The sequence below is a fragment of the Cognatishimia sp. MH4019 genome (assembly GCF_020177595.1).
GTDB lineage: Bacteria > Pseudomonadota > Alphaproteobacteria > Rhodobacterales > Rhodobacteraceae > JAHTBL01.
On the sequence record NZ_JAHTBL010000011.1, the window covers coordinates 87,962 to 99,907 of the forward strand.

Below are 11,946 nucleotides of genomic sequence, written 5' to 3' on the forward strand. Positions count from 1 at the left end.
AGAGCACCCGCCGGTTTGCAAATCAAACGTCATGTCACTTAATTACCGCCCAGCAAGTTGCGCAGGGCATTGCCTGCCTCTTCTTCCAGCTTTTTGCGCAAGGCATCCTCGATGCTTTCGCCCTCTTGCGTTTCGACGCCGAGCGCTTTTTCAGCCTCGCGGCGTAGCTGCTCTTCTGCGCGGATACGGGCTTTCTCGGCCTCCTCGCGAGCGCGTTCTTCCAGCTTGGCTCTTTCAAGTTCAAGCTGTTCTTCCAGCTTCTTTTTTTCCGCCTCAAGGTTCAGATCAATCGCCGCGCCCATATCCGGCAAGAACTGAGGAGAGGACCACGGCCCTTTGATCCGGAACGGGATCGCAAGGCCTTGATCATCGCGCGCCTGCAGCGCGATGGGCGTCACCAGATAGTCGATTTCGCGATCCCCCAGATCGACCTTGCCCTCGCCCCGCGTCTCGACATTGGGCAGGGTCATCACAAGATCGTTATTGCGCAAAACACCATCATTTATCCTGTAGCTGGCCCTAAAATCGTCAAAGACCGTGGTTCCCGGCCCCGTCGCGCCCGAGCGGATCAGCTTGTCCAGATCAATTCCGCTGATCTGTCCGCCTGCCATCGTGATCGACCCATCGCCTGACAGGCTTTTCATGATCGCATCAACGGATTGACCAACGCCCAGAAACGCCAGCTGCATATTTGCAAGGCCAGACATTCGGTCGAGATCGGCCATGTCCGCCAGCAAGGATTGCACCTGCACACCCGTTGCGCTCAGATCGCCGCCCACGGACAGGCCATTGCGGTTATTGGCCACGAACTGGCCTGTGATATTGCCGTCATAGCCGCGCAATTCGTCAAAGCGCACCACCGCGCGGGATCGATCATTAGTGACTTTCAGCCGCGTGCTGCCAAAGCGCAATGTGCCCAGATCAAGGCTCTGCGCCGTCATCCCGATAGAGCCGTTGAACGCTGCCAAGCCGCTGGCATCAATGCGGTCTTTCGACCAGCCAGAGCCTCCGCCACTGCTGCCGCCTTCGGCCAGAAACGCCAGATCAAGATCGCCTGCCGCGAAATTTGCGGTGATCTGCGGCGTGGCGGCCAGCACCACATCGGCAGAACCATCCAGCCGTGTGCCATCGGCCACGATCACGCCCTCTCGCAGGCTGACCTGGTTGCCCTTGAAGCTGACCAACCCGTCAATGTTCAAAGCCTGCCCGAAGCCTTTCGGCACGTCGACGCCGCTGACCCCCATCGCTGCCAGAAACCGGCCCGTATCACTCAGATCTGCATCAATACGCCCGGCGGCCTCGGGCGTCGTGCCAACCGCGCCATTGAACGACAGCGCACCGCCCGGCGCTGCAATCTGCGCGGTGACAGGCGTTGTTTGCGACGCGATCACCGCAGCTACATTAGCGATCTCGGCATCTACGGTGATGCGGCTGCCAAAAGGCTCTGCTGCCAGATCGAGAGTGACGGGGCCATTCGCGACAGGCCATTCCAGTGCCAGATCAAAATCGTCAAACCGCGTGTCGGACCCTGCCTGCGCATCCAGATAGCGGAACGATCCGTTCTCGACCTCCGCGCGATCCAGCGTCAATGTCGGCAATGCGCCCGAACTGGTCCCAGTGCTCCCCTCGGTGCTGCTCCTGAATGTCCAGTTGTTGCGCCCATCGGCGGCGACTTCCAGCAGGACTTCGGGGGAGACCGCGCGCAATGTGCGGATTTTTATATCGCGATTCCAGAGGGCTGCGGCGTCCACGCCAATCTCAAGGCTCTCGGCCCGCAGCATCGGCCCATTATCCGACCACTCGGCATTGCCAATCTCGACAGCACCCGTTGTGACGCCCAAAGTCGGCCAGAAAGTGGCACTGACATCCCCGGTGATCTGCACATCCCGCCCAGTATATTGCGTGATCTGATCCGCCGCGATCCGGGCAATCCGCTCGGACGGCAATAGCAGGATCGAGGTAACAGCCACCACAGCCAAAACCACAACAAACCCGATCAGGCGGAAAATCCAACGCATATGCTCATCCTCTTTTCTTTGAAGGTAAGCGGAGCGTGGTATCCGCACAAGCCAAGGTCACGGGTAGTTTTAGCGCAACCGGAACCGTTGGCGGAGGCCAAGGCCGAGGAAAAAGAGGAGGATGAAGGACAGCGCGGTTTGGAGGCCGGAAGCGATGATGAGGTTACCCGTATCCCCCAATGTCGCCCCGCAGTCGCGGTAATAGGTACGCAAGAAGCTCGACCCGAAAAACGGCAGCGTGTTCGCTGTGGAAAGCCCGAGGGCAGAGGGGCAAGGGTCCGGCAGCTTGCCATCGAAGTAATAGCAGAACACGGCGAGCAATGCGGCGAGAGCAGCCAAAGGCCGCTCCACCGAGTGTCCGTAGGCAGAGATCAGCCCGAAACTTCGATAGAGCGCCTGCGTGAACCAAGGCCCATAGCGGCCCGCATAGAACATCTCCCGCCGGTAGAAGAAGTGTTCGTCTTCGGGCAGGCCTTGTTTGGCGACCGCGTGTCGGATCACGGCATAGCTGTCCCGCGCGTCTTTCGGGAATTGCGATGAGCGGGGCGTCCAGAAGCGTGGTTCGATGGGAAGGCCGGAGCGGATCACGGGCCAGAAGGGGCCGTCTCCGTCCTTATCTTCGGCCGTAAAGGTCGTTTTGTCATGCAAAACAGCGCCTTCGAAATTTGGCGTATGGTTGGAGAATCGAGCATTGCGGAATGATGTGGGTTTGCCGAACTGGCAATCAGTGAATACGGGGCCACCTCTTTGTAATGTCTGCAAACTACCGAACCGCGCCTCGACGAAATGGCAAATCCCACTAAATCGGGCTGCCCCAAAATCCGCGACAGACTCAAAAAACGTAAGCGAAAAGTTAGCATGACGATCAAAACGCGTTTCGCGGAAATCACATTCATCAAGGAATCTTGAACCTCCGAAGTCCACCTGATCCTCAAATCGCGCCCCCCTGAAATCCGCCCACTTTCGAAATACGACATCTTTAAAACGAGCAACCCTCTGAAAAGAAGCGACAGAGAATCCTACGTTTCCGTGAAAATCCGACAGCCTAAAATCAGCTGGGTAGCAAAAGCGCGATCGATTAAAATTTGCACCTTGCAAAAAGTTACCAGCAAGGAAAAAAGACTTACTACAGAACACCCTTGAAAAGTTCACGTTATCCATGAAGGTTGCGTAGGAGGCTTGGAAGTTCACTCGCCACGATGAGTAGAAGAAGGAAACACTACATTCGAAAAGAACACTGTTCAGCCATAGTGGCTGCGGAAAGATAAACCTTTGAAAAAGGACTGGGTTTGTGAAGTGAAATTTATAAAAATCGATCGGGTCATCAGTACTTGGCATGCCTGGATAGGCAAGATCAGGATTTCTTTCTTTCCAAACTCGTTCATATAGTTTTTCAATCTCCGATCCTCTTTTAGCCCAAGAGGACAGTTGCCCATCGACAATGTTCGAACTTTCAGCAAATCTCTTTGCCTCTTCATCCGACAGAGTCTGACCCGCCCAAGCATTCCAAGCAGCTTGGTTTTTCTTATGGAGTTCAAGGTCCACCTCCCCCTTCTGCTCCCCATAAAGCGTCATCAGCACGTACCAGGGGTTCTCGTTCGCGGGTTTTAGGTCGCTCATTGCTCAATCACTTTTCAAATAGCCCACCACAACCCTACCGTGCACCCCACTGCACTCAACCCCCTACCCATCCCTGCCGCACCCCGCTATATGGCCCGCATGACCCAGAACCCGCCTGATCTTCGCCCTGACCTTGCCCGCGCGCGCATCACCGAGACGCAGCGCGAGGGGCAGCCGACCATTGGGATGGTCAGCCTGGGTTGCCCCAAGGCGCTGGTGGACAGCGAACGCATCCTCACGCGGCTGCGCGCGGAGGGGTATGGGATTTCGCCTGATTATTCCGGCGCGGACGCTGTGATCGTGAACACCTGCGGATTTCTGGACAGCGCCAAGGCGGAAAGCCTTGAGGCGATTGGTGAAGCGCTGGCCGAGAACGGTCGCGTGATCGTCACTGGCTGTTTGGGCGCGGAGCCGGAATATATCGAAGGGCACCATCCATCGGTCCTCGCTGTCACCGGACCGCATCAGTATGAGCAGGTGCTGGATGCGGTGCACGATGCTGTGCCCCCTGCGCCCGATCCCTTCATTGACCTGCTACCAGCCAGTGGCGTGTCCCTGACCCCGCGGCACTACAGTTATCTGAAGATAGCCGAGGGCTGTAATCACAAGTGCAAGTTCTGCATCATCCCCGATATGCGCGGCAAGCTGGCCTCGCGCCCCGCCAACGCGGTGCTGCGCGAGGCGGAAAAGCTGGTGGATGCGGGCGTGCGCGAACTGCTGGTGATCTCGCAGGATACCTCGGCTTACGGCTTGGATCGCAAGTATGACGAAACCCCGTGGAAAGACGGCACCGCGCGGGCGCATATCACCGATCTGGCACGCGATCTTGGGTTATTGGGTGCGTGGGTGCGGCTGCATTACGTCTACCCCTACCCGCATGTGCGCGACCTGATCCCGTTGATGGCGGAGGGGCTGGTGTTGCCTTATCTGGACATCCCGTTCCAGCACGCGCACCCAGATGTGCTGCGCCGGATGGCGCGGCCCGCGGCGGGGGCGAAGACGCTGGACGAGATTGCAGCATGGCGCGAGGTGTGTCCCGAGATCACGCTGCGCTCGACCTTCATTGTCGGCTATCCGGGCGAGACGGAGGCCGAGTTCCAGACCCTGCTCGATTGGCTGGACGAAGCGCAATTGGATCGCGTGGGCTGTTTTCAATACGAAAACGTGGATGGGGCGCGGTCGAACGCGCTGCCGGATCACGTCGCGCCCGAGGTCAAGCAAGAGCGCTGGGACCGCTTCATGGAGAAATCGCAAGCCATTTCGGAAGCAAAGCTCGCCGCGAAAGTCGGCACACGCCAAGAAGTCATCGTCGATCTGGTGGAAGAGGACGCAGCCACCTGTCGCACGAAAGCTGACGCGCCGGAGATCGACGGCAACCTGTTTATTGACGAGGGATTTGAACACCTCTCCCCCGGCGATATCGTCACCGTCGAGGTCGATGAGGCCAGCGAATATGACCTGTGGGGAAAGCTGGTCTAGCGCCTATTCGCCAATCGCGATGCCTTCACGGCGCGGGTCAGCGCCCCCTTCCAGACCATCCGCGCCAATCGCAATCGCGTGCAAGCCAGAGGTCAGCGCCCGCGCGTTCACTTCATAGCCCAAGGCAGTCAACGGTTCGGCCAATGCCTCGGCAGAGGTGCCTTCCTCGACATCATAAGTGCCAAAGCGGTTGACCAGATGGGGCATCGACACGGCGGCCTGCACGTCCATCCCCCAATCGAGATGCGCGATGATCGTTTTGGCAACGTAGCCAATGATCCGGCTGCCCCCCGGCGAGCCCACGACCATCACCGGCGCGCCGTCCTGCATCACGATGGTGGGCGACATGGAGGAGCGCGGGCGCTTGCCCGGCTCAACGCGGTTGGCAATCGGCACGCCATCGGTATGGGTGCGGAACGAGAAATCCGTCAGCTCGTTGTTCAGCAGGAACCCACCGGGAGCCATCAGACGCGAGCCGAAGCCGTTTTCAATGGTCGTCGTCATCGACAGCGCGTTGCCCTGCGCGTCCACGATGGAGATGTGGCTGGTGGAGGGCAGTTCGAGCGAAATGTCATCGGCAAAGAGAAGCGCGTGATCAAACGCGGGGGAGCCTGGGCTGACCTCTGGCAAAGCGTCATCGCCGCTCAGAAGCGCGCCGCGATTGGCAAGGTAATCGGGGTCGACCAGCCCTTCGGTGGGCATCGGCACGAAATCACTGTCGGCCATGTAACGGCCCCGATCTGCGAAGGCGAGGCGCGAGGCATCCCCAATCAAACGCCAGCTTTCAGGGTTCTCTGCACCAAGCTCTGCAAGGTCATAACCCTCGAGCATCCCGAGAATCTGACCCACCGTCAGCGCGCCGGATGAGGGCGGGCCCATGCCACACACGTCATGGGCGCGATAGGTTACGCAGACCGGCGCGCGTTCTTTAACCGTGTAGTTGCTAAGATCATTCAGCGCCAGAACGCCGGGATTGCCTTCAGCGCTTTGCACCGCCTCGACAATGCCCTCTGCGATGGCCCCTTCATAAAAAACGCCCGCGCCGTTGGAGGCCAAGGCGCGCAAGGTCTCTGCATAAGGCGCGTTGACCAAGGTTGCGCCTTCGGCAATGGGCACACCCTCGGGCAAGAAATAGGCGGCTGTGGCGGGGAAACGGCCCAACCGCTCTGCATCGCGGGCCACCAGCCCGGCCAAACGCGGAGAGACGGCGAAACCGTCCGAGGCAAGCGCAATGGCCTCGTCAAAAAGACCCGCCCAGTCAGATGTGCCCCAGCGCTCGTGGGCCGCTTCCATCAAGGCAGGCGTGCCGGGGGTGCCGACGGACAGGCCGCCGACGACGGCATCAAAGAACTTCAAAGGCTCGCCGTTCTCGTCCTGAAAGAGCGTGGGCGTGGCGGCCATAGGCGCTGTTTCACGACCATCAAGCGTGGTGAGTTCACCGGTTTCCGCGTCATACCAGACCAGAAACGCCCCCCCGCCCAAGCCAGAGCTTTGCGGCTCGACCAGACCCAGAACGGCTTGCACGGCAACCATCGCATCGGCGGCTGATCCGCCCTCGCGCAACACGCGGGCGCCCGCTTGCACGGCCAATGGATTGGCTGCGGCCACCATCCAATTGTCGGACGTAACAGGCGCACCTGCGGCTTTCGCCTCAAGGGCCGTGGCGGCTTCAGGGGCGACCGCATCAGCGGCCTCTTGTGCAACGAGCGGCAGCGCCAATGCGACGCTGAGAGATGTGATCAGGGAAAAGCGAAGCATGGCAGCACTCCTTCATGTGGCAGCGGCGTGATACCAAAAGGATAGGCCGAACTAGGTTGAGAGCGAAAGCACCATCAGCAACGCTCCGCGCAGAAGACTTTTATCTAAAAGCCTTGGACAGAAAATTATCTTATTTTCTGAGGTGCTTAGCGCAGCGTTTTGAACAGATCGCTGTTGCGGCAATAGCCTGGTGTTTGCTCTGCCCCGTCTTGATGGGCCTCAAGCCAGTGATCGCAGTCGCCCGCACCCGTGCAGCCGGTGCAGCGCAGAACAGCCTCGGAAATCTCGTCGAAGGGCAACTCGCCCCGCAGCGCTTTTTCTTCCAGATCAAGGCCAAGTGTCGTGGCCATGCGGTCCATCAGATCCGCGTGTCGTTTCAAGGTCGACGTTTGCATAACAGGTCCCAATCTCGCGTTGTCTCCGCAAGAAAGGTCTCATGGGCGGGGCGAACTGCCCTTGATCCACGTCAAACTTCCGCCAGATAGGCCCGCACGGCGTCCTGCACGTGGCGAAACCGGTCGCCACCCAGCTTCGTGCCGCCATACCAGCGCGTCACGACGATGATGTGGTTTTCCAGGCCCTCGCGTTCGAGCATGCGCAAGATCACCATGCCTGCACCCGCCTCGCCATCATCGGCCTTGAGCGGAGCATCCGGCAGCAAAACCGCCCATGTGTTATGGGTCGCCTTGGCGTATTTCTTCTTGCGTTTGAGTTGCTTGAGGAAGGCATCCACATCTGCGCGACTGCACACCACACCGCCCGAGACCGCGTATTTCGAGCCGCGATCATTGATGATGCCTTCAAGCTGCAGCAAGGTCGTAGAGCAGCACAAGCCACATCACACCAACCGCAATCGCGCTGATTGCGACGGCGGCACTGGCCATATCCTTGGCCTGTTTGGCCAGCGGGTGGGTTTCCTTGGATGTATAATCAACCGCGCGTTCAATCGCCGAATTCAGCATCTCAACCGCCAGAACCAGTACGCCGCCGCCCAGAATCAGGGCGCGTTCCGCTGGCTCTAGCGGCAACCACAGTGCCAAAGCGCCAGAGATCAGGTTGGCCACGATCCATTGGCGCAACGACGGCTCGTGCTGCCACGCATGAACCCAACCTTCCCATGACCAGACGCAGCGGTTGCGAAACCGGGTCCATTGCTCTTGCAGCATAATGTGCGTTGCCTTTGATTGTCTGACCCGCAAACTAGGGCAAAGACGCCATCAAAGACCAGATTTTTCGTGCCGGATCAGGCAGCAAGTGCCTCAAATGTTGTGCGGTTCAGGCAAAACTCGGGCGCGTTTTCCAGCCGCCCCATGCAGCCCCCCAATATCGCGCCACATGTGTCGGCTTGGGTGCACCCGCGGCATCGGTTGATCAACCCGCTATAATCTGACCGCGTGATCTTCGCCTCGTAGAAAGCCGAATTCAAATCCACGCCCGTGGCCTTGGCCATTCCAAGGGTCAGCCAGAAATGCGTGCGGGGGTTACCAAGGGGGGCCATTATCAATCTCCGATCATAGGCATGCAAAACACCGAGCGCAGTCTGCCTCGAAATTGTTACCGCTGCATTGACGTCGATCAAATCATGCGACGCTTGACATGGCTCCTACTTCCAAGCACATGATTCCACATAACAAAAAAGACTTATGGGCGGTTTCCAAGTGCAGGTATTTATCGACACCCATGCCGGGTGGTTTCACAATGCAGGGCTGATCGGCGTTGCAATCTACGTAACGCTCTATTTCGCGCTGACCTTCGAGATGATCTCCTCCAAGGCGTTTACCTATTACGCGCTGAATTTCCTGGCCGCCGCGATGGTGCTGCTGGGCTTGTTGGTCGCGTTCAATCTGGCCTCGGCCCTGATCCAGATCTTCTGGGTCGTGATCTCGACCGGTGGTATGATCCTGCGGCTGCGCGAGCGCGTGCCGCAGAACTCCTCAGGCCGCTGATTACTTCAATGTCGCGGCAACCCGGCGGACGGTTTTGATCCGGTCCGCATTGGGCGGGTGCGTGCCAAGGAACCGGTTGCCCGGATCGGGGATGCGGTTGAAGAACTCTGCCCCGCGCACTGGATCGTACCCGGCCTTATGGGCAATGACAGTGCCCAGCGCATCCGCCTCAAGCTCAAACTCCTTAGAATAGCTGCGCGCACCGACGGTTGCGCCAATCCGGGTCGCCGTCTCTACCGCCGAGCTTCCACCGCCAGTGATCTGCGCAAGACTGCCAAAAACCAGCGCGCCGGCTGTCGCATTCTGGCGCTGACGACCCAGATGTTCGGCGATGTGATGCGCAGCTTCATGACCCAAAACAAATGCCAATTCATCAGTGTTCCGCGCATCTGCAATAAGCGCCACTGTCATCGCCAGGATCGGACGGCCCGTATTGTCGACCGTTTGATAGGCATTGGGCGGCTGATTGGGTCGGTCATCCACAACAATCTTGAAATCACAATCCTGTTGGGGTGTGCGCGCGCGACATTCACGCTCTGCCACAGGTTCGATCCGCCTCACGACGCTGGTGAAATTCCGGGCCAGTCGCCTTGCATCCGCTTGTGTGATCTGCTGCGGAGCTTCACGCTTTTGTGGCGCCTCCTGTTGCGGTGCAGGTGTCGAGGGCGGCGCGGTTTGCGTCGTCGTCACCGTGCACGCGGAGATCAGCAGAGGAAACAGAAGTATCGCAGCAAGGCGCATGAGGAGCACTCCGGGTTGTCTGCCTCTTAAACTAGCAAGATACACAAAACGTTCCAGAGCGATCACGCAGCTGTGGGATTGGCGCGCGCCCGTCGCGACCTATCTGTCGGGTCATGTCAGATACAGAAGTGCTTTATAACGGCGAATGCCCCATCTGCTCGCGCGAGATCGACAGCTATGCCCGCTACGCGAAAGGCGCGGCGTTGCCTTTGCGGTTCGAGGCGTTGCAAGACAGCGATCTGGCGCGTTGGGGCGTGACGCCCGAAGACGCGGCCAAGCGGCTCCATGTTCTCAAGGACGGCAAGGTCTATGACGGGCTAGAGGCCTTTCAGGTCCTGTGGGCCGACATGCCCCGTTTTGCATGGCTCGCGCGGCTGACACGCCGCCCTTTGGTGCGCCCCTTGGCCCGGCGGCTTTACGATTACGTCCTGGCACCGCTGCTTTACGCGATGCACCGCAGACGCCAATCGCGCAGCTAGGGCTTGCATGGTCAGCGCACATCGCCCACCCTGCTGACATGTTTTCCATTGAGCATGATTTCGACGCGACCGTTGTCACCCTCGTTGATGAGGGGGCCGGACCGCTGCAAGAAGATGTGTCCGTGCAGGCCTTTGAGGACGTGATCCGGGTCGAGCAATATGACCCTCGCACGGACAGAGTGTCGGTCATCACCCTGTCGCTCGCCCAGGCGCGCGATCTGGCCGCAGCCCTTGATTTGCCAGAGGGCGTCTACAGCCTGCGCAAGACGTAGCGCGCCAACGCAGGACTTTGATATCGCGAGGAGCTGTTTTTGTGAGCACCGAAGACCCATCATTTACCCTTGGCATCGAAGAGGAATACCTCGTCGTCGATGAAACCACGCTCGATCTGGTGGAAGCCCCGAAAGAGGTGATGGACGCATGCGTGGCAGAGCTGGGCGATCAAGTCAGTCCGGAGTTTCTGAAATGCCAGATCGAGGTGGGCACCGGCGTCTGCGCCACAATCGCCGATGCACGCGCCGATCTGGCCCATCTGCGCCGCACGATCCAAAAGTGTTGTGCGGCCCACGGGCTTGCCCCGATTGCCGCCGCAACGCATCCTTTCGCCAATTGGCAGGATCAGGACCATACCGACAAGGAACGGTATCGCGATCTGGAAAAAGATCTTGCAGGCGTCGCGCGGCGGATGCTGATTTGCGGAATGCACGTGCATGTGGGCATTGATGACCCCGATCTGCGCATCGACCTGCTCAACCAGTTTTCGTATTTCCTGCCGCATCTTCTGGCGCTGTCCACGTCCTCGCCGTTCTGGGAGGGGCGCGAGACCGGACTGCACTCTTACCGCTTGACCGTCTTTGACAATCTGCCGCGCACTGGCCTGCCGCCGCAGTTTTCCAGCTTTTCGGAATATGAGCGTTCGATCAACACCATCATCGATGCCGGCATTGTCGAAGATGCCACCAAGATCTGGTGGGATCTGCGCCCGTCTGCCCGCTTCCCTACGCTGGAATCGCGCATCTGCGATGTGTCCCCCAAGATCGACGAGACGATCACAATCGCGGCCCTGACCCAAAGCCTGATGCGGATGCTTTACGTTCTACGCCGCGAGAACAAGCGCTGGCGTCAGTATGACCGCTTTCTGGTCGAGGAAAATCGCTGGCGCGCGCAACGCTATGGCCTGACCGGAGGCCTGATCGACTTTGGTGCCGGGGCGGTGGTGCCGTGTGCGCAACTGATTGACGAGCTGGTCGAACTCGTCACGCCACATGCCGCCGCGTTGGGCTGCCTCGCTGAGGTGCAACACGCGCCCATGATGCTAGAGGACGGCACCAGCGCCAAGCGCCAGATGAGGACCTATCACGAGACGCGCGAGGCAGGGGCATCGAACGATGAGGCTTTGAAAGCAGTGGTGCAGTCGCTGGTCGATGAGTTCGGGGCGGGGGTATAGGCCCCGCTGCGGCAGCGCAGTCTTTTTTCCGGGTTCAGCGCAGTGCAGCTAAGGTCGGGTTTGAGCCGATTTTGTTGAAAAAGTCGCTGATATTGGGGCGTCTGTTTGAGGTATCGGTTTGATTTCCTGCAGTTGTCTAAAGCGTAGCCGCCGCTTCAACTTGCGGCGGGTGCCATCGGCTTGAGCTTTGCCATTTTACGGAGGTTTTGGGCGGTGGCGGCGAGGGTAAATTCGTCTTGGACGCCGCATGGGCCTCGTAATCGGAGCCGTCCCAGGCCGAGGATGCGTTTGAGGTGGGCGAAGAGCATCTCGACCTTTTTTCGTCGCGCTAGAGCCTTGGGATTGAAGTCTGAGGTGGTGCATCGACGGGCAAAGTCTCTGACGATCTCATATTTGTCGCGATGAACAGAACGCGTTTCGGCGTTGGGGCAGCACTTTGCCTTCAGCTCGCATCCTGC

Annotated in this window: 14 protein-coding genes; 5 read left to right on the forward strand and 9 right to left on the reverse strand. The window is 59.2% G+C overall.

Features of this window, described 5'->3' with window-relative positions:
• Positions 1-38: 38 nt before the first annotated feature.
• Both KUW67_RS16600 and KUW67_RS16605 read right to left on the reverse strand, forming a co-directional pair.
• The gene (locus KUW67_RS16600; RefSeq protein WP_224826452.1) at positions 39-2,018 is read right to left on the reverse strand and encodes an AsmA family protein; all 1,980 of its coding nucleotides are present in this window, start codon (positions 2,016-2,018) and stop codon (positions 39-41) included.
• Between the two features lie 69 nt (positions 2,019-2,087).
• A complete protein-coding gene (locus tag KUW67_RS16605; protein WP_224826453.1) occupies positions 2,088-3,638 on the reverse strand; it encodes a pentapeptide repeat-containing protein in 1,551 nt (516 codons plus the stop codon).
• A 99-nt stretch (positions 3,639-3,737) separates the two neighbouring features.
• On the opposite strand from KUW67_RS16605, the gene rimO reads away from it, so the two are divergent.
• A complete protein-coding gene (gene rimO / locus KUW67_RS16610) occupies positions 3,738-5,117 on the forward strand; it encodes a 30S ribosomal protein S12 methylthiotransferase RimO (RefSeq protein ID WP_224826466.1) in 1,380 nt (459 codons plus the stop codon).
• Positions 5,118-5,120: 3 nt separating this feature from the next.
• On the opposite strand, the gene ggt is transcribed toward rimO, so the two are convergent.
• The 5 genes from ggt to KUW67_RS16635 form a co-directional block, all read right to left on the reverse strand.
• On the reverse strand, positions 5,121-6,875 hold the full coding sequence (gene ggt, locus KUW67_RS16615) for a gamma-glutamyltransferase (RefSeq protein ID WP_224826454.1): 1,755 nt from the start codon (positions 6,873-6,875) through the stop codon (positions 5,121-5,123).
• A gap of 146 nt (positions 6,876-7,021) precedes the next feature.
• The gene (locus KUW67_RS16620) at positions 7,022-7,270 is read right to left on the reverse strand and encodes a DUF6455 family protein (RefSeq protein WP_224826455.1); all 249 of its coding nucleotides are present in this window, start codon (positions 7,268-7,270) and stop codon (positions 7,022-7,024) included.
• Positions 7,271-7,341: 71 nt separating this feature from the next.
• A complete protein-coding gene (locus KUW67_RS16625) occupies positions 7,342-7,689 on the reverse strand; it encodes a YigZ family protein (protein ID WP_224826456.1) in 348 nt (115 codons plus the stop codon).
• A complete protein-coding gene (locus KUW67_RS16630) occupies positions 7,676-8,041 on the reverse strand; it encodes a diacylglycerol kinase (protein ID WP_370635025.1) in 366 nt (121 codons plus the stop codon). The genes KUW67_RS16625 and KUW67_RS16630 overlap by 14 nt, the downstream gene beginning before the upstream one ends.
• A gap of 77 nt (positions 8,042-8,118) precedes the next feature.
• On the reverse strand, positions 8,119-8,373 hold the full coding sequence (locus KUW67_RS16635) for a DUF6455 family protein (RefSeq protein ID WP_224826457.1): 255 nt from the start codon (positions 8,371-8,373) through the stop codon (positions 8,119-8,121).
• Between the two features lie 145 nt (positions 8,374-8,518).
• On the opposite strand from KUW67_RS16635, the gene KUW67_RS16640 reads away from it, so the two are divergent.
• Entirely contained in the window at positions 8,519-8,821 is a 303-nt protein-coding gene (locus KUW67_RS16640; protein WP_224826458.1) for a hypothetical protein, read from the forward strand.
• On the opposite strand, the gene KUW67_RS16645 is transcribed toward KUW67_RS16640, so the two are convergent.
• A complete protein-coding gene (locus KUW67_RS16645) occupies positions 8,822-9,562 on the reverse strand; it encodes a M48 family metalloprotease (RefSeq protein WP_224826459.1) in 741 nt (246 codons plus the stop codon).
• Positions 9,563-9,675: 113 nt separating this feature from the next.
• Between KUW67_RS16645 and KUW67_RS16650 the strand changes: the two genes are divergently transcribed.
• The 3 genes from KUW67_RS16650 to KUW67_RS16660 are packed head-to-tail and all read left to right on the forward strand — an operon-like array spanning position 9,676 to position 11,488.
• Complete coding sequence (locus KUW67_RS16650; RefSeq protein ID WP_224826460.1) at positions 9,676-10,041, forward strand: thiol-disulfide oxidoreductase DCC family protein; 366 nt, start codon at positions 9,676-9,678, stop codon at positions 10,039-10,041.
• Positions 10,042-10,079: 38 nt separating this feature from the next.
• The gene (locus tag KUW67_RS16655) at positions 10,080-10,313 is read left to right on the forward strand and encodes a hypothetical protein (RefSeq protein ID WP_224826461.1); all 234 of its coding nucleotides are present in this window, start codon (positions 10,080-10,082) and stop codon (positions 10,311-10,313) included.
• A gap of 41 nt (positions 10,314-10,354) precedes the next feature.
• A complete protein-coding gene (locus KUW67_RS16660) occupies positions 10,355-11,488 on the forward strand; it encodes a carboxylate-amine ligase (RefSeq protein ID WP_224826462.1) in 1,134 nt (377 codons plus the stop codon).
• Positions 11,489-11,643: 155 nt separating this feature from the next.
• Here KUW67_RS16660 and KUW67_RS16665 read toward each other — a convergent pair.
• Positions 11,644-11,946 (reverse strand): transposase (locus KUW67_RS16665; RefSeq protein WP_224826463.1); only part of this gene is annotated, 303 nt, incomplete at its 5' end.

Coding starts and splice junctions, on each gene's coding strand:
- KUW67_RS16600 (WP_224826452.1), bottom strand. CDS start 2,018: ATGCGTTGGATTTTCCGCCTGATCGGGTTTGTTGTGGTTTTGGCTGTG.
- KUW67_RS16605 (WP_224826453.1), bottom strand. CDS start 3,638: ATGAGCGACCTAAAACCCGCGAACGAGAACCCCTGGTACGTGCTGATG.
- rimO (WP_224826466.1), top strand. CDS start 3,738: ATGACCCAGAACCCGCCTGATCTTCGCCCTGACCTTGCCCGCGCGCGC.
- ggt (WP_224826454.1), bottom strand. CDS start 6,875: ATGCTTCGCTTTTCCCTGATCACATCTCTCAGCGTCGCATTGGCGCTG.
- KUW67_RS16620 (WP_224826455.1), bottom strand. CDS start 7,270: ATGCAAACGTCGACCTTGAAACGACACGCGGATCTGATGGACCGCATG.
- KUW67_RS16630 (WP_370635025.1), bottom strand. CDS start 8,041: ATGCTGCAAGAGCAATGGACCCGGTTTCGCAACCGCTGCGTCTGGTCA.
- KUW67_RS16635 (WP_224826457.1), bottom strand. CDS start 8,373: ATGGCCCCCCTTGGTAACCCCCGCACGCATTTCTGGCTGACCCTTGGA.
- KUW67_RS16640 (WP_224826458.1), top strand. CDS start 8,519: ATGGGCGGTTTCCAAGTGCAGGTATTTATCGACACCCATGCCGGGTGG.
- KUW67_RS16645 (WP_224826459.1), bottom strand. CDS start 9,562: ATGCGCCTTGCTGCGATACTTCTGTTTCCTCTGCTGATCTCCGCGTGC.
- KUW67_RS16650 (WP_224826460.1), top strand. CDS start 9,676: ATGTCAGATACAGAAGTGCTTTATAACGGCGAATGCCCCATCTGCTCG.
- KUW67_RS16655 (WP_224826461.1), top strand. CDS start 10,080: ATGTTTTCCATTGAGCATGATTTCGACGCGACCGTTGTCACCCTCGTT.